A 16,786-nucleotide genomic window follows, 5' to 3' on the forward strand; every position below is an offset into this window, starting at 1 on the left:
ATTGGGCGCGGATTTGCCATGAGTGATTATTCTATGACGTCATTACTGACACGGAAAAAAATACCCCTTACCGTCATTCTATCTTTCCTCTGGGTGCATTCGGCTTTTTCCGCCACGGAATTCAATACCGACGTATTGGATATTGGCGATCGCAGCAAAGTGGATTTATCGCGTTTTTCCGACGCCGATTACGTCATGCCCGGCGCCTATTTGCTGGATATCAAAATCAACCAGAAAACCTTGCCGCAGCGCAGCATTCAATATTATCCGTCGCCGGATAAAAAGGATCGCTCTCGCGTCTGCCTGCCGCCGGATCTGGTCGAGAAAATGGCGCTGAAAGAAGACGTCCTCAAAAAAATCACTCTGTGGCACGACAACAGCTGCGCCGATATCAGCGGCATCAAAGGGGCGACCATCTCCGACCGCATCGGCGGCGGCGTCTTGGCCATCACCATCCCGCAGGCCTGGATGAAATATTCCGATCCGGACTGGACACCGCCGGAGCAGTGGGACGACGGCATTCCCGGACTGCTGCTGGACTACAGCATCAGCGGCCAGGTCGGCAAGCAGAGCCACAATAACAACACCGCCGAAAATCTCAGCAGCTACGGGACGGTGGGGGCCAACCTGGGTGCCTGGCGCCTGCGCGCCGACTATCAGGCCAATTACAATCAGCAGGCCGGCGAGCGAGACAACAACTTCGACTGGAACCAGATCTACGCCTACCGGGCGCTGCCGATGCAGGCTGCCAAGCTGACGCTCGGTGAAATCTTTCTCGACTCCGGGGTCTTTGATTCTTACCGCTTTACCGGTCTGAATCTGGCCAGCGACGAGCGCATGCTGCCGCCAAACCTGCAGGGTTATGCGCCGGAAGTACGCGGCATTGCCAAGAGCAACGCCAAGATCACCGTCTCGCAAGAAGGTCGTACGCTGTACGAAACCACCGTGCCCGCCGGGCCGTTTGCCATTCAGGATCTCAACAGTTCGGTACGTGGCCGGTTAGACGTGAAGGTGGAAGAACAAGACGGCAGCGTCTCCACTTTCCAGGTCGACACCGCCACCATCCCTTACCTGACGCGCCCCGGCTATGTCCGCTACAACGTCGCGGTGGGTAAACCTTCGGCATACGATCACCGCACGCAAGGGCCACTGTTTTCCGCCAGCGACTTCTCCTGGGGGCTGACCAGCGCCTGGTCGCTGTACGGCGGCGCCCTGCTCGGCGGCGATTACAACGCCTGGGCGCTCGGCCTGGGTCGCGATCTTAACGTGTTCGGCGCCATGTCGGTGGACGTGACGCAGTCCATCGCCCGCTTGCCCAATGAGCCTACCGCCAGCGGCATGTCGTTCAAGGTCAACTACGCCAAGCGCTTCGATGAGCTGAACAGCCAGATCACCTTCGCCGGCTACCGTTTCTCACAGCGCAAGTTCATGAACATGTCGCAGTATCTGCAAGAGCGCTACAACGACTATGACGAACGCTACAACGGCCGCCAAAAAGAGCTGTACACCATTACCGCCAGCAAAACCTTTATGGCGGAAGACAGCGCCAAGGCGATCACCGCTTACCTGACCTATTCGCACCAAACCTATTGGGATGCCAGGGCGCAGGATCGCTACGGGTTATCCGCCAGCAAGCTGTTCAACGTCGGCAATGTCAGCAACGTGACCGCATCGCTGTCGGCCTACCGTACCACCTATCACGGCCGCACCGATGACAGCGTGATGCTGAACTTCAGCGTGCCGATCGGCGATCGCCGCCGGCTCGGTTACTCACTGCAAACCAGCAACAGCGACGTAACGCAGATGGCGTCTTACAACGACTATACCGACCCGAACAACACCTGGCAGGTCAGCGGCGGCTTTAACCAGTCCGGCAAATCGCTGGCCCGCGGCTACTACAGCCATAACGCCTCGTTCGGCTCGCTCAACGCCAGCGCCTCTTACCAGCAGGACAGCTATTCGTCGATCGGCGGGACCTTCCGCAGCGGCATTACCGCTACCCGACACGGCATCGCCGCCCACCAGAACTCCAGCAACGGTGGCAGCCGGATGATGCTGGACACCGACGGCATCGCCGGGGTGCCGATCAACAACGGCCGCGCCTACAGCAACCGCTTCGGCCTGGCGGTGATCTCCGATATCACCAGCTACTACAACACCGACACCCGCATCGACGTCAATACCCTGGCGGACGACGTGGAGGCCACCCGAGCGGTAGTGCAAGGCACGCTGACCGAGGGCGCCATCGGCTACCGCCACTTTGAGGTGGTGAAAGGCAGCAAGCTGCTGGCCACCATCAAGCTTGCCGATGGCAGCGAGCCGCCGTTCGGCGCCACGGTGCTGAGCGAAAAAGGCCGTGAGGTGGCGGTCGTGAACGACGGCGGCTCGGTCTACCTGACCGGCGTGCAGCCGCAAGAGCAGCTGGACGTCGCCTGGGAAGGCCAACGCCAGTGCCGCATTGTTATACCGGGCGCCGCCAAGCCGCTGGATCAGCTACTGCTGCCGTGCGCCAAACTGTAATCCGTAACGCAGAGAATTGATGATTATGAACAACGTTCCGTTAGCAAAAATGGCCGCGCTGGGCCTGGCTTTGACCGCAGCAGTACCGGCCGCCAACGCAGCGATATCGCTGGATCGTACTCGCGCCGTTTACCTCAGCGACGCGAAATCAATCAGCCTGAATATCGTCAATGAAAACAAGGAACTGCCTTTCCTGGCGCAGTCCTGGCTGGAAAACGAGCAGCACCAGAAAATCACTTCGCCGCTGGTGGTGTTACCGCCGTTGCAGCGGGTTGAAGCCAATGAACGCAGCGTGGTGCGCATCACCAAGACGCCGGAGGCCGATCGTCTGCCGCAAGATCGCGAGTCGGTGTTCTATTTCAACCTGCGTGAAATTCCGCCGAAAAGCAGTAAAACCAACGTGATGCAGTTGGCACTGCAAACCCAGATCAAACTGTTTTATCGGCCAAAAGCCATCGTCGCGCCAAAAGGCGAAGTGTGGCAGGAGAAGCTGGTATTTCGCAAAAGCACCGGCGGTTTCACCGTTGAAAACCCTACGCCGTTTTATATCACCCTGACCGGCATGACCCGCCAAACGCAGAAACAGGGCGGCGGCGCGCTGGGCGACTTCCAGCCGGTGATGCTGAAACCGAAATCGAGCGAAACCATTAAGGTGCGCGACAACGGCCTCAACAGCTTTGTCATCACCTATATCAATGACTACGGCGGTCACCCGGAGCTGCGCTTTGCCTGTAACGGCAGCGTATGCAACGCCGTGCCCGAGACCAAAAAATAAGGAGATTCCGCATGGCTGAATTCACCGGCGGCCGCCTGCGGCCCCTGCTGATCGCCGCGCTGCTGGTTAGCGGCAGCGCGACGGCGGCAACGCCACTGGGCGTGATCCAAGGCACCACCGGCACCGTCAGCTTTCATGGCGGCCTGCTCAGCTCCCCGTGCAGCCTGACGCCGGACAGCCAGGATCAGTCGATTGATTTGGGTGATGTTAACGCGCGCGATTTTCAAAACGCTGGCGATCAGAGTGCGCCGGTACGTTTTCGCCTCTCGTTCCGCAACTGCCTGCTGGGGGCCAAAGCCTTGGCGGATAACCCGGCAGGGCAACGTAACGGCGATGCCGGGCAGCTCTATTTGCAGGGTGAACAGGCCGCCACGCTGGTGTTTCTCGGCGAAAGCGATATCAACAACCCCGATCTGCTGAAACTGAACGGCGGCGTACAGGGCATCGGCCTGCGTTTGAAGGATCAGCAGGGCCATGCACTATCGCTCAACCAGCAGAGCCGGCCTTACATTCTGCAGCCCGGCAGCAATACGCTGTGGTTCAGCGCCAGCGTGGAATCCACGCAGCGAGCGGTGATGGCGGCCGGTTTTTCCGGCGTGGCGCACATTCAGGTGATTTACCTGTGAGGTTCACAAACGTGATGAAAAAAACCTACCTTAACTCCTGCCTGCCGCTGGCACTGGCGCTGACGGCTCCAGCCGTGTGGGCCAACGGCTACGTCACGCCGGACGGCGGGGCAAAGCCGTTTTATATCGACCTGAATGAAAGCAATATCACCAACAAGGTCGGTTTTACCAAAGAGTTTCCCTATTCGTTAGGTGGCCAATATACCGGCAAGGCCTATTGCGATACGCCGATCCCTCGTAGCCCGCACTTTTATAAGTCGGATTCGGCATTGCCCGCCTCCGACTACGGCAACGGCTATTTGAAACTGAATGACTATCTGGACCTAAAAGCCGAGGTTTGGATCGCCGGCAATAAAAAAGCCTATGTCACCGTGCCGTTTTATAACGTCTCAAATGAATACACCAACCACTCTTGCAATCCGCCATATGCACAAATCAATAACTACGAAAGTGGATCCAAAGGTCGGGTCACCTTCCGGGTACGCAAAAAAATTATTAACGGCGTACAGATCAATGACCGGCAGATCATCGAGATGTATGGCCGTTTGGGGTCAACCGACGCCGGTTTCGGCCCCAATCCGATGGCGCAGGTGTTTATTCAGTCCGCCATTCTCTACGTGCCGGATAAATGCGTGGTGAACGAAGGCCAACTGATCAACGTCGAGTTCGGTGAAATCGGCGGCAGCAATCTGAACGGCGCCAGCTACCCACAAAGTATCCCGGTGCGCTTCCAATGCGAAGGCGGCAGCTTCGAAGACGGTACGCTGAACATCAAACTGGCGGTCTCCGGCACCCCGGCGCCCTTCACCAATAACGCATTTAAAACCGATAAAACCGACCTCGGTATCGAGATCAAACATAACGGCCAGTTGGTGATCCCGAATGAGTTTTACCCGGTGCCAAATATCGGTAACGGCGGTAGCTGGAACCTGGTTGCCGCACCATTGGCCAACGGCGGTAAAGAAATCGCGGAAGGGGAATTCAACGCCTCTGCCACCATTGTGGCGGCCTTCGAGTAATTCAGGGAGAAACAGACGATGCGTTTACGCGCTTTAGCGATGCTCAGTTGCACGCCGCTACTCTTTTCGGCACTGCCGACGCTGGCGGATACCGAGCTGGTCGGCTCACCGCTGCAGTTCCACGGCACCGTGGTGAGTCGCCCCTGCAATATCGAACCGCAATCGGCCGATCAGGTGGTGGAAATGGACACGGTGATCGTCAAAACCCTGTACCGCTACGGCCATAGCAACCCGGTGCCGTTCAACATCAAGTTGACCGACTGTAAAACGGCGGTGTTTAAAACCGTCAATATCACCTTCAGCGGGAACGAGGACAGCGAACTGCCGGGCAAGCTGGCGATCAATAACGGCGCCAACGGTGCCGCGATCGCCCTGTTTGACAGCAAGGGCGCGGACATTGATTTGAACCAGGCCACCAGCGCGGTGACGTTGCAAGACGGTGCCAATATTCTGAATTTCACCGCCTATGTGCAGGGCCATCCCAGCGCGATACAGAATAAAACCATTACCGAGGGTGAGTTCAGCTCGGTAGCCAATTTCGTACTGGCTTATCAGTAAGTCGGCGCCGCAGGAACACGTCATGATGTCCAAATCTAAAGCAGCCTGGTTATTCGGGTTGGCGGCATTTTATTGCCTGATCGCCATGCACATTTACTGGCCCAATCGCGGCGGCAGCGGATTCTATCTGCCGTGGAATCTGGTCGGCGGGATCTTCATCGCCCTGTTGATCATAGGTGCGATGCTGTTCAGCCGTCCGCCGCTGGCCACCTCCGGCTTCTTTAACCTGCTGGCGTCCGGCAGCCTGATTTTGTTCTTGCCGCTATTGTGGGCTCAACAGCCCTGGTTAAGCGAAGCCTTGCCGCGCCTGATGGGATTGGTGCTGGGTGTTCTGGCCTACTTTGCGCTGCTGCAAATCCCGCTCGATCGCCGGTGGCGGCGCAGGCTATTGATGCTGCTGCTGGCAGCGACGGTTATCGAAGCCTTGCTGGGCCTGGTGCAATACAGTTTGCTGCAGCCGGGCAACTGGATGGGCTACAACACCCTGAAAAACCGCCCTTACGGCATCTTCCAGCAGTGGAACCTGATGGCCAGCTTTATGGCTACCGGCCTGGCGTTGGCGCTGTATCTGCTGAGCGCCCGTCGCCCTTTGTCGCGCAGTTTGCAATCGCTGGCCGCCGCCATGCTGCTACTGGCACCGCTGTTGTTGATCGTTATCGCCTCCCGCGTCGGACTGCTGGCGGCCCTGCTGCTGTCTCCGCTCCAACTGTGGATGTTGTACCGCCTTAACCGCCGCCGCGCCGGCATCGCCCTGCTGTTGTTGATGGCCGGGGTAAGCGCCGGGCTGTTGCTGGTGATGCTAAATGGCGCTACGCGGGCGCTTATGCTGCCGGAACCGATTTTTTACCGACTTACCTACTGGCAAGAGGCGCTAGACATGATCGCCGAGCGTCCCTGGTTAGGTTGGGGTTACGGCCATTTTCAGCACGATTTTCTGCATCATTTTTACACCACTCACAGCAGCGGTATGGAAAGCGTTGCCATCAGCCACCCGCACAACGAGATATTGCTGTGGGGCGTCGAAGGCGGTCTGCTGAGCCTGAGCGGTATCGCCCTGATCGTCTGGGGGCTATGCCGTTTGCTGCGGCACAGCCGCCCCGTTCCGCTACGGCCCGCGCCCTGGCTGGCGGCATTGCCGATCCTGCTGCACATGATGGTGGAATACCCGCTTTATCTCTCCGCCGCCCACTCGGTGCTGCTGCTGGTGATTCTGCGCGTTAGCGACCTCCGACGCCGTTTGCGGCTGCCCTCCCATTCGCAGCTCCCGCTGCGGCTGACCACTGCGGGCATCGCTGCATTGATGGTGCCGTATCTGCTTAATGGCCTGCACAGCGCGCTGATCATTACCGCTGTGGAAAAAAGCGGCCTGCGGCAATTCGGCCCCATGAGCCAGGTCATCACACCGACGCCCTGGCAGGTCCGTTACGACTATGACATGCAGTTGCGACAGCTGCTGCAATACCCGCAAACCCGCGATATGGCTACGTTGCTGAGCTACCAGCAATGGGCTGAAAACGAAATCCGCGTGCGGCCAGACGCCAATATTTACATCAATTTGATGGCGGTCAGCCGGCTACTGCAACAGCCCCAGCGAGCCGCCGATCTGCAACGCCAGGCCAAGCGACTGTTTCCGCACGATGCGCGCTTTGAGGAGTAACTATGCTTAATATCCGGTTCACCCTGTTGGGCAGCGATAACTTTTATCAGCTCGGACTGCGCCTGCTGGTTGAGGATTACCTCCATAACCTGAATGCAAGCAGCCGCGGCGCCTCGGCCGATTTGCTAAATATGGAGCCGATAGAAATCGTCTTCCGCACGCTGGAAGACAGCTGCGGCTGTGCCCGCTGCTACCAGAGCCCTTATCAGACGCCGCGCCATCGGCAAATGACCGTGCTGATCCTCAACGACCGAGATGCTCACTACGAGCACAAGCATCCGGCGCTGTTTAGCATTAATCGGCGCGATGATGATGCCGTCGTTCGCGCAAAACTGCAGCTGGCGCTGGAGCGCTTCTGCCAGCAGCCCTGGGTCGCCCTGCACGCCAGCGGCATCTGGAAATGCCGACAGTGCCGTATTGCCGCCCTGAGCAGCTGCGAAAAGAAGGTGCTGAAGCTGATGAGCTCCGGCATGTCCGCCTGTACCATCGCCGGTATGCTGCAGCGCAGCCAGAAGACCATCAGCGCCCATAAGCGCTCGGCGATGCGCAAGCTGAACGTCCACAAAAGCATTGAATTGAACAAGATGCTGCTGAATCAATTGGGATTGAACTGAGTGGCCGGCGCAGTCAGGCCGGTGCGAATTTACGCTGCAGGAAAATTTCCGCCAGCATGCACCGCGCCCCGCCGCCGCCCAGATCCTCAATGATATCAATAGGTCCAAGCGCCAGGCGCGCATAGCTGCCGATCAGCGTTTGCTGCTTCGGGGTGAAATGAGCCCAGGCCCGGGTGGACATGGCGTAAACCGGGTGGCCGTCTTTGGCGCGCAGCTCCAGCACGTTGCACGCAAAGGCCTCCATCTGGGCAAAACTGACATCGATAATGGTTTTTCCGCTGCGTGTGAGCGAGACGATCAGCGCACTTTTTTGCGTTTCGTTGCGAATGCTTTCAAGGCAAACAATGGCATATTCCGCACCGACGCTCAGCATCACGTTGGTGTGATAGATGGGCCGATTATGGCGGTCCGCAGCCTCGAACCAGACAATCTGGTAGCCGGAGTGTCGTTCAAATTCGCGGCCTACCTCCGGCGAACTGCGTGAAGACCGGCAGGCGTAAGCCAGCTTATGCCGGTGATCCAGGATCAGCGATCCGGTACCCTCCAGAAAGCGCCCCGCCAGTTCGTGGGCGGAAAGATCAATTTGCCGTTCAACCACAAAATCATTGGCGAGCTGCGCGATAATGTCCTGGCGGCGCTCCCGTCGTCGGTTCTTCGCTTCCATCGGAAAGGTGAACAGGCTGCCGTCCCCCAGCAGAGCAATCCAGTTATTGGGAAATAACGCATCCGGCGTTTCCTGCTCGCCATTATCCTCTATCACCGTAACGTCAATACCGGCTTGCGTCAGTGCGTCGACGTAATCATTGAAGGCAGTTAATGCCAACGTTGCCTGATTTTCATTATGTTCCGTGATTTTTTGAAAGAAGTTGCTGTGCCGGGTTTCTTGATTGGCGGCGAAGCCGAATGGCCGCACCATTAAAACGGATTGGGTGGTTTGCATGATGTTTCTCACAGGGTTCGGGATAGCGACGCCGCCCTATTATGGAAAATCAATTTGACGCCAAACAGTGTGATAACTGGCTAAATTGCTCTATATTTTTACAAATCGCCACTTCGAACCGACACTTTGACACCATGAACGATACCGACCGCCAAATCCTCGCGCTGCTGCGCGAAAATGCCCGTAGCTCGGTGACCGAACTGGCCAATAAGGTCCGGGTATCACGCGCTACGGTGCAAAAAAGAATTGAGGCTCTGGAGGCGCAAGGGATCATTACCGGCTACACCATCCGTGTAAAACCGGGGGTGGAACATAACCGCATCCGCGCCTGGATGTCCGTGGCGGTCGAAGGCACCAAGGCGCAAAGCGTGTTGCAACAGCTGCGCGGCGAGCCCGCGGTGTTTACCCTGCACACCACCAACGGCAAATGGGATATTTTGGTGGAGATCCGCACCGACAGCCTGGAGAACTTCGACAAAATCCTGGGGCGAATTCGGCGCATTGCCGGCATTTCCAGCACCGAAACCAGCATCCTGCTGTCGACACACAAGGCCTGACTTAAGGTTTGTGCCGATGGAACATCGCCGCGAGCATTTCCACGATCAATGCCGCGTAGCGGTTATCGGGATCCAGATCCGGGTCGAATACCGATACCGTCATGCCGCAGCACAGCGGATTTTGCAGCAGCTTAGCCCCGATATTTTCCAGCCAAAGACGATCGATACCGGGGCTGCCGGGGGAATCCACCGCCGGCATCACGGCCTGATCCAGCACGTCCACATCAAGGTGCAACCAAAATCGCCACGCTGGCTCGGCGGCCAGCATCTGGTCGATATGCCGTATAATTTCCGCCCTGCCCATCAGGTTCGCGGCAAAAACATCGATACGCGTGATGGCAGTCTGATTGATATCCGGCCAGGCGAAGTCCGCGTCGCGGCACTCTCGCTCACCCAATTGTAAAACCTGGCGATCCGGTACCAGCGGCCCTGCCACGCCGGGCCATTCGGTCAACAACGCCTCCCCGCGGCCGGTTGCCAATGCCAGATCCATCCCCGCCACCGCGCCCAACATCTGCTGAGGGTCGTAGTTGCCGGGATGACGAAAGTCGCTGTGCCCATCAATGTGCACCAGCGAAAGCGGCCCTGCGCGGCGCCCGCCCGCCAGCGCGCCCAACAAAATTGAGCAGTCACCGCCAATCACCAGCGGGAAGTCACCACGCGCTTGCACCGCGGCCACCTCTGCAGCCAGCTCTAAATTGAAAGCGCGAATGGCATGGCCATTCCGTATGCGGGTGCCCGAGGGGGCCAGCGGCGAATAGGTCGGCGACACTAACTCATGGATGGCCTCCGCCGCCAGCCGTTGAGCCAACCCCTGTGCCATCAGCGCCTGTGGCGCTCGCCAGGTACCGGGGATATGGCCGGGCCACAGAGGGCGCAGCCCCAGATTGGTCGGGGCCAGAATGATCTGCATGCGGGTCACCTAATGAAAAACTCTCTTCAAGCCAGCTTAGCCTATGAGTCGGTTTTCGCCTCACGGCATCAGGAAACAGGCTGCGGTATTGCCACGATAAACAGGCTCTATGCGTTTTCTGCCTCGCCCATTAAAGCAAGAGGTGCCTTTTTACGCCTGTCCTTGGCCGTTTGCCGCTTTAGTTCGCGGGTTACCATGACCGTTTATGCGTTTATCGGTAACAGGACAAGGTGCTTGGCAGTGGGAAAACCCTTTTTACGCAGTGGCCGTTTGGATGATGTGCTTGCATTGGGCGAGAATGGACAGCCGGTTTACGCCTGCGCGTTGCAGCTGCGGGAAACTCTGCGCATTCGCCAACAGCAGCTGGCCGCTGATTGTCTGGCTATCCCGCAACCTAACGAGGCGGGCACTCACATTGACTGGTACTCGCCTTTCCCAGGAAAAGTCACCTCCTGGCTGGCGGCGAACGAGGCTCAACGCGCTCAGGCCGTGCACCTGTTGGAGCGTAGCCTGGCAACCTTCAACACCCTGATCGCCGAGACACAGACGACCGACCATCCCAGCCAACGCCTTTTCGGCGCCTTGTTAAGCAAGGCGATGCAAATACCCGATCCCAACCATGTTTATCTGGTCGACGATAAACCAGTGCTGACCTTTTGGGGCTTTATCAGGCCACAGGCACAGTGTCAGGACGATCCGCTGGCCTGCCTGCGCCCAGCCGAAGAGCCGGCAGAAAAACCGACGCCAATCGCCGCCACTCCGCGCGTAGAGGCGGCCCCCGAGCCTCAACCTGCTGCGGAACCCGAAGCCCTGACGCCAGAAATTATCCCCACGCCGGTGCGCCGGCCGTGGCGCCGCTATGTGTGGATGGCAGCGATCATGGCCTTGCTGGCGGGTTGGCTGAGCCAAACGAATCCCCCACCAGCCACATCTCCGGCGGTGCTGGCACCACCACCTTCGCCTGTCGGTGTCGCCAAGCCGATCCCCACGCTGCATCTGCCATTGGCGCACGCCACGCTAATGCCGCCGCCGCCCGTCCCGGTGGTGTTGCCGCCGGCGGACAAAAATTCGCTGGTACTGCCAGCTGAAGCGGTCAAGGCCGGCTCCACCCGTTTTCTCAACGGCAGATGGCGCGCGACGGTGGCGTGGAAAGATCCGCTGACCGGCAAACGGCCCAGCCTGCAATACCGTCTCAATAACGGCAAAGGCACCGCCAGCATCACCTACGGCGACGCCATCACCTGCCGGGCGCCGATAGAGGCCGGGCTGATGCAGTCAGGCAATCTGGTGATCAACAGCCGCACCAAAGCGCGTTGCAGCGACGGCAGCCGCTACCCACTGCCGGAAATCGTCTGCAGGCAAAATGAGACCGGCCCGGCGGAATGCACCGGCCGTTACGCTGCGGACACGGTTTATCCCATGACGTTAAAGCGCGAGAGTAAATGATGCTGGCCCCCCTTACGGACTATAAAAACGCCATTACGCTGATTCAGGACAGCGGCATCCAATTTCTGGACTTTGCCCTGACGCCGGTTTTGGATGCCGATTTTCCGGGCAAGTTTGTCCGCCAGACGGCGAGTGGCCCACTTTTACGCCTGCAGTGGCATGCCGACAGCGGCAAATACCTGTTGCCCGCGCAGCCGGGGCAGGTCGATGAAGTGGTGCGCCCTGAATTCAGTTATCCCCTGCAGCAATCTTTGCGGCTGTTGGATAAGACCTGGCTGCCACTGCCGTTCTTTCGCTACACCCCTTCCGGGGCGTTTCTGGCCGGGCCGGACAACTGGGCGCGCATGCAGATCCTTCAGTTGGATACCCCCGATCAGGACGGCAACTCTCTGCGGGTGGTGCTGGCATTCGATACCCGTATCGCGACGCCAGGCCAGGAGGCGTTAGCCCCGAGCGAAAGCGATCTCGACACCGGACTAAGCTTCGCGCTGGCCCACCGCAATCACGATCTGGGCGAGTTTCTCGATCTGACCTGGGTGGACGGCTGGCTGCGCGAAGTCTTTACCGAAGGCGCCACCACGCTGGAACAACGTGCCGAAGCTCAGATCTACACCGGGTTGAAAACTTTCGAATATCAGGCGCACTACCTTAACGTGTTGAACATGCTCGGCGACCAACTGGCGGTGCCGCAGATAAAGATCATCGCGGCTACGCTGCAGCAGCCCGCGGTCAACGTGGACGTGATTCTGGACGTCGGCAACTCCCACACCTGCGGCGTGCTGGTCGAAGACCATCCGGAAGAAAGCAACGGCCTGAAGCAGACCTATGAACTGCAGCTACGCTCGCTCAGCGCGCCGCACTGCGTGTACAACGAACTGTTCGAAAGCCGGGTCGAGTTTTCTCAGGTCTCGTTCGGCAAACCCGGCCTCTCGTTCCAGAGCGGGCGCGACGACGCCTTTGTCTGGCCTTCCATCACCCGCGTGGGCCGCGAGGCCGCACAGCTGGCGCAACAACGGCAGGGCAGTGAAGGCACCACCGGTATTTCCAGCCCCCGCCGCTACCTGTGGGACGAAGAACGCTATGCGCCTGGCTGGCGTTTTAACGGCAAGCAGGAGCCGATGGCCACCGCCGCTCCCTTGACCACCCTGTTAAACGATGAAGGCGTTCCGCTTTCTGCGCTGCCGTTAGCGGAACGGCTACCGGTATTCGCCGCCCATTACAGCCGCAGCGCGGTTATGACGCTGATGCTGACCGAGTTGCTGGCGCAGGCGCTGATGCAGATCAACAGCGTCGCCCAACGGGCAAAAATGCCGAATGCCACCGCCCCGCGCCGCCTGCGAACTATCATCCTGACATTGCCTTCGGCGATGCCGAAACCGGAACGGGAAATTTTCCGCCGCCGTATGCAGGAGGCGATTGGCCTGGTGTGGAAAGCCATGGGCTGGCACCCGCTGGACGCACCGTTCGACGGCAAGCAAACCCGCTTCCCCGTTCCGCAGGTGCACATGGAATGGGACGAGGCGACCTGCGGCCAGATGGTTTATCTGTACAACGAAACCCAGGTGAACTTCGCCGGCCGTACCGACGCCTTTTTTGCCAGCATGGCCCGACCGGATCGCCCTTTGGCAGCCGATGAACCGGCAGGAAAAACGCTGCGTATCGCCTCCATCGATATCGGCGGCGGCACCACCGATCTGGCAATCACCCAGTACAGGCTGGACGATGGCGTAGGCAATAACATCAAGATCAACCCTCGCCTGCTGTTCCGCGAAGGCTTTAAAGTCGCCGGTGACGATATTTTGCTGGACGTGATCCAGCTGTTTATCTTGCCCGCCGTGCAGCAGGCTATCGAGGACGCTGGGGTCGCGGCCCCGGTGGCCGTGATGGATAAGCTTTTCGGCAATGAAGGCCGCATGGACGGATTTTCCACCCTGCGCCAACAGGCCGCGCTACAGATTTTCATGCCTGTCGGGCGTGCGTTGTTGGCAGCCTATGAGGATTACGACCCGCTGGATGCCCAGGCCGAAGTGGCCGCCAGCCTGGGCGATCTGTTGCCTCAAGCCCCAACCCCGCAAGTGCTGACGTTTATCAACGGCGAGATCCAGCGCGAAACCGGCACTTCTTCTTTCGATATTTTGCACACGCCGCTGGTCGTCCGCCTGGGTGACTTGCACAGCGCCTTCTTGTCTGACCGGATCGGCATTGGCCGCTGCCTGCGGCTGCTGTGTGAAGTGGTGGCGCTGTACGCCTGCGATGTGTTGCTGCTGACCGGCCGCCCGGCACGTTTCCCCGGCGTCCAGGCCCTGCTGCGCCATCTGCAGCCGCTGCCCGCCAGCCGCATCTTGCCGCTCGAAGGCTATCACACCCGCAGTTGGTATCCGTTTAACAAGCGTGGGCGTATCGATAACCCCAAATCCACCGCCGCCGTGGGAGCGATGCTGTGCCTGCTGGCCATCGACCTGCGCCTGGAGAGTTTTTACTTCAACGTTGGGGATTTCCAGCCCTATTCCACCGTTCGCCATCTGGGCATGCTGGACGGCAATAACATGCTGGCGGACGATAACGTCTACTATCGCGATATCGATCTGGATCGCGCCGATTTTGCGCTGGATCCCGCCGGCTGCTTCCAGTTGCGCGGTCCTTTGCGCCTTGGGTTCCGTCAGTTGGACAACCCGCGCTGGCCGGCATCGCCGTTATATACGCTGACCATCACCGATCCCCTGTTGGCACGCAAGCTGGCTGGCGATGCGGTCATCAGCCTGCGGTTGGCCATTACCGGCAGTGAAGCGCAAGGTGCCGAGGGCGTTAAAATTGCCCAGGCCATGCTGGCCGACGGCAGCCCGGTTCACGCACATCAGCTACAGCTTAAACTCAATACCCTGGCTGCCAGCGCCTCTGGTGCAACCCATTACTGGATCGACAGTGGGAGCATTTATCAACGATGAAACCTATCACTTCAGACCCGATAAACCGCCTCAGCGACGGAATTATCCAGGCCATTGACTGGGTCGCCGGCGCACGGCAACAGTCCGCTCGCCTGGACCGGGAAGCCGATAACCTGACGATCCGTTTGCGCCGCAGCTACAATCAGGCGCGGAAGTTGGACACCGCCACGCCTCACCGCGTCGCCATCGGCCTTTATGGTCATAACGCGGCTGCCAAAGCCCACCTCTTGGCGGCATTGGCCCCCGGCGCCGCGCTGCTATCAGAGAATTGCCCGCTGGCAGTACGCTACTGCGCGCCCGCCGTCGTAACATCCCCAGCTTATCCGGTGACCATCACCTTGCTGGATAACGCGCAGTTGCTCGCCATGACGGCCAGTGCAGCGTTGATGAACGGCTTTCGCCCGGATGGAGACGCAAGAGCTATTGCCGCACACCTGAATACATTGGAACGCCATCGCCAGCCCATGGCGATTGACGGCATGGACAGCAATGCCATCGTGGCGCTGTGGGACACTCTTCGTCACCACGGCGGCAAATGGCAACAGGCGCTGGACCGCCACTTCTGGCCGCAGGCCGTCTCATTGGCCCCCTATCTGAGCATTGACGACCGGGCCCGCCTGTTCGCACCGCTGTGGGGTGAAGACCCGGCGCTGACCATGCTCTATCGTCAGTTGGCGCATAGCCTCCAGACGCTGGGCTGCAGTGAACGCGTACAGGCCGCTCTGCAAGCTTTGGATCCCGATACGGGTATTCAGCATGCCCACGCGGTCACCGCGCCAGCCGAGGTGAAACTTTCCGTACTGACAGAAAACGGCGCCGTCGTGGATGTCGCGCAGGCCGATCTGGCGTGGTTAGCTGCCGAAGTGGCAACACTTCTGCCCGCTGGGCTGCCCGTCGACGCTGAGCTTCTCGACATTCCAGCCAGTCTCCGTCGTTCAGACGGCGATCTGACATGGCGTATGCAACAGGCCAAACGCGCCAATCTGCTGACCCACTACGCCGATAATCTGCAGGCCAGTCTGTTGCTGGTCAGCGATGCCGCCGGCACGCCACAGGAGGCCAGTCGAACCGGCCATGCGCTGGCCTACTGGGTTAAACGCACCCAGGGGGAAAGTGCTGCGGTACGCAGCCGTCGTAAGCCCGGTTTAATCTGGGCAATCACGCCGTTCGACGCGTCGCGCGAAGGGAAAGCCCGCCCCGACGACGCCGTTCAGCGCTACGTCGGTGAGCCCGGCGACAGTTGGGCCACCCTGCTGGCCATGGATGAACGCGACTGCCGCCGCATGACGGACTATCTGATGGCACAGGCGCGCCCGGCATTGAAACAAGCGCGCATTCAGGAACTGCAACAAGAATTGCGGCGTGAGCTGAGTGAAAGCCTGCTCGGCAACTGGCTTGCCGCAGCGGATCCGCAGCGTGTGCAACAGCGCAGCCAACAACTGCTGCGAGCCTTGCAGGCGCAGGCTGGGGCGCATGGTGAATTGCTGGAATGGTTGTTGCCGCAGCGCGACAGGCTGCGCCAACTCTTCGTGCAGCAACAGCATGCTTCACCGGCACCGACTGTCGCCGCACCGCCGTTCGATATGGAGATCGACCTGTTTGGTGAGGAAGATAGCGCCGCGACCGGCTCGGTGGAACATGGGCGTTCTTCCTTTGCCCAAAAGGTATTCGCCGACTGGGTTAACCATCTGCGTTGCCTGCCGGACAATGCCCAACTGCTGGCCCTGTTGGGCGTCGAAAAACCGCAGCTGGAACTGCTGGTCGATGCGCTGATTAGCGCCGCCTGCCGCCTGGAGATTGACGCAACGCTGGAGCACGCATTGGCCGCAGGCACCCTGCCGGAACAGGGGGAGGATCGTCAGGTCAGCCAGGCGCTGACGGTATTGAGCGATTTCGTTGCCTGGCTGGGCTTCCAGCAGCGCGAGGCGGCTTTACGCCCCGCCAGCCGCATCAATCCCGGCCAGCCAATCTTTACCCCACCACCGCAGCCCGCGGTCGACTGGGGCAATCAGCAGCGCTTGACCAAACTGGCGCCCACGCCGGCGAAAAATGCCGCCTTCTATATCTACGACTGGCTGGTCGGGCTGCAGCGGCTGCTGGCGGAAAATGCGCAGGCGGGATCTACACTCGCAGCCGCGCCGCATGCCGCGCTGGAAGCCATAGTGGCAACCCTTGCCGGCAATGGCGGGCACTGACAAATTCAGGTAGGGCCGCGT

The 16,786-nt window shown here is 59.5% G+C and carries 13 protein-coding genes; 11 read left to right on the forward strand and 2 right to left on the reverse strand.

Translation table 11 applies throughout. The features are described 5' to 3' along the window. Positions 1-18: 18 nt before the first annotated feature. Genes EBA31_RS24605 through EBA31_RS24635 form a run of 7 tightly spaced genes read left to right on the forward strand, consistent with a single transcriptional unit; the run spans position 19 to position 7,769 of the window. Positions 19-2,520 carry a fimbria/pilus outer membrane usher protein gene (locus EBA31_RS24605; RefSeq protein ID WP_162302920.1) on the forward strand — a complete coding sequence of 834 codons (2,502 nt, stop codon included), beginning with the start codon at positions 19-21 and terminating at the stop codon, positions 2,518-2,520. A gap of 19 nt (positions 2,521-2,539) precedes the next feature. Then, positions 2,540-3,295 carry a molecular chaperone gene (locus EBA31_RS24610; RefSeq protein ID WP_020837416.1) on the forward strand — a complete coding sequence of 252 codons (756 nt, stop codon included), beginning with the start codon at positions 2,540-2,542 and terminating at the stop codon, positions 3,293-3,295. A gap of 11 nt (positions 3,296-3,306) precedes the next feature. Beyond that, positions 3,307-3,921 (forward strand): fimbrial protein, encoded by a 615-nt coding sequence (locus tag EBA31_RS24615; protein WP_116691625.1) that lies wholly within the window; start codon positions 3,307-3,309, stop codon positions 3,919-3,921. Positions 3,922-3,935: 14 nt separating this feature from the next. After that, positions 3,936-4,940: a fimbrial protein gene (locus EBA31_RS24620; RefSeq protein ID WP_048760453.1), complete on the forward strand. Its 1,005-nt coding sequence runs from the start codon at positions 3,936-3,938 to the stop codon at positions 4,938-4,940. A gap of 18 nt (positions 4,941-4,958) precedes the next feature. Continuing rightward, positions 4,959-5,498 carry a fimbrial protein gene (locus EBA31_RS24625; RefSeq protein WP_122080416.1) on the forward strand — a complete coding sequence of 180 codons (540 nt, stop codon included), beginning with the start codon at positions 4,959-4,961 and terminating at the stop codon, positions 5,496-5,498. Between the two features lie 22 nt (positions 5,499-5,520). Continuing rightward, on the forward strand, positions 5,521-7,155 hold the full coding sequence (locus tag EBA31_RS24630) for a PglL family O-oligosaccharyltransferase (RefSeq protein ID WP_122080417.1): 1,635 nt from the start codon (positions 5,521-5,523) through the stop codon (positions 7,153-7,155). Positions 7,156-7,157: 2 nt separating this feature from the next. After that, on the forward strand, positions 7,158-7,769 hold the full coding sequence (locus tag EBA31_RS24635; protein WP_122080418.1) for a LuxR family transcriptional regulator: 612 nt from the start codon (positions 7,158-7,160) through the stop codon (positions 7,767-7,769). Positions 7,770-7,782: 13 nt separating this feature from the next. On the opposite strand, the gene ctlX is transcribed toward EBA31_RS24635, so the two are convergent. Further along, entirely contained in the window at positions 7,783-8,709 is a 927-nt protein-coding gene (gene ctlX, locus EBA31_RS24640; protein ID WP_122080419.1) for a citrulline utilization hydrolase CtlX, read from the reverse strand. 41 nt (positions 8,710-8,750) lie between these two features. On the opposite strand from ctlX, the gene EBA31_RS24645 reads away from it, so the two are divergent. Then, positions 8,751-9,266, forward strand: coding sequence for an Lrp/AsnC family transcriptional regulator (locus EBA31_RS24645; RefSeq protein ID WP_020837427.1), 516 nt, complete (start codon positions 8,751-8,753; stop codon positions 9,264-9,266). Between the two features lies 1 nt (position 9,267). On the opposite strand, the gene EBA31_RS24650 is transcribed toward EBA31_RS24645, so the two are convergent. Then, positions 9,268-10,179: an arginase family protein gene (locus EBA31_RS24650; RefSeq protein ID WP_122080420.1), complete on the reverse strand. Its 912-nt coding sequence runs from the start codon at positions 10,177-10,179 to the stop codon at positions 9,268-9,270. 240 nt (positions 10,180-10,419) lie between these two features. On the opposite strand from EBA31_RS24650, the gene EBA31_RS24655 reads away from it, so the two are divergent. Genes EBA31_RS24655 through EBA31_RS24665 form a run of 3 tightly spaced genes read left to right on the forward strand, consistent with a single transcriptional unit; the run spans position 10,420 to position 16,765 of the window. Continuing rightward, positions 10,420-11,625 carry an SrfA family protein gene (locus EBA31_RS24655; protein ID WP_122080421.1) on the forward strand — a complete coding sequence of 402 codons (1,206 nt, stop codon included), beginning with the start codon at positions 10,420-10,422 and terminating at the stop codon, positions 11,623-11,625. Beyond that, positions 11,625-14,570, forward strand: a complete 2,946-nt coding sequence (locus tag EBA31_RS24660) for a virulence factor SrfB (protein ID WP_122080688.1) — start codon at positions 11,625-11,627, stop codon at positions 14,568-14,570. Before EBA31_RS24655 ends, EBA31_RS24660 begins: the two co-directional genes overlap by 1 nt. After that, entirely contained in the window at positions 14,567-16,765 is a 2,199-nt protein-coding gene (locus EBA31_RS24665; protein ID WP_122080422.1) for a virulence factor SrfC family protein, read from the forward strand. The genes EBA31_RS24660 and EBA31_RS24665 overlap by 4 nt, the downstream gene beginning before the upstream one ends. Positions 16,766-16,786: the final 21 nt, after the last annotated feature.

The organism is Serratia sp. P2ACOL2, assembly GCF_003691565.1.
Taxonomy (GTDB): domain Bacteria; phylum Pseudomonadota; class Gammaproteobacteria; order Enterobacterales; family Enterobacteriaceae; genus Serratia; species Serratia liquefaciens.

Coding starts and splice junctions, on each gene's coding strand:
- EBA31_RS24615 (WP_116691625.1), top strand. CDS start 3,307: ATGGCTGAATTCACCGGCGGCCGCCTGCGGCCCCTGCTGATCGCCGCG.
- ctlX (WP_122080419.1), bottom strand. CDS start 8,709: ATGCAAACCACCCAATCCGTTTTAATGGTGCGGCCATTCGGCTTCGCC.
- EBA31_RS24605 (WP_162302920.1), top strand. CDS start 19: ATGAGTGATTATTCTATGACGTCATTACTGACACGGAAAAAAATACCC.
- EBA31_RS24660 (WP_122080688.1), top strand. CDS start 11,625: ATGCTGGCCCCCCTTACGGACTATAAAAACGCCATTACGCTGATTCAG.
- EBA31_RS24650 (WP_122080420.1), bottom strand. CDS start 10,179: ATGCAGATCATTCTGGCCCCGACCAATCTGGGGCTGCGCCCTCTGTGG.
- EBA31_RS24610 (WP_020837416.1), top strand. CDS start 2,540: ATGATTATGAACAACGTTCCGTTAGCAAAAATGGCCGCGCTGGGCCTG.
- EBA31_RS24620 (WP_048760453.1), top strand. CDS start 3,936: ATGAAAAAAACCTACCTTAACTCCTGCCTGCCGCTGGCACTGGCGCTG.
- EBA31_RS24635 (WP_122080418.1), top strand. CDS start 7,158: ATGCTTAATATCCGGTTCACCCTGTTGGGCAGCGATAACTTTTATCAG.
- EBA31_RS24625 (WP_122080416.1), top strand. CDS start 4,959: ATGCGTTTACGCGCTTTAGCGATGCTCAGTTGCACGCCGCTACTCTTT.
- EBA31_RS24665 (WP_122080422.1), top strand. CDS start 14,567: ATGAAACCTATCACTTCAGACCCGATAAACCGCCTCAGCGACGGAATT.
- EBA31_RS24645 (WP_020837427.1), top strand. CDS start 8,751: ATGGAAAATCAATTTGACGCCAAACAGTGTGATAACTGGCTAAATTGC.
- EBA31_RS24630 (WP_122080417.1), top strand. CDS start 5,521: ATGATGTCCAAATCTAAAGCAGCCTGGTTATTCGGGTTGGCGGCATTT.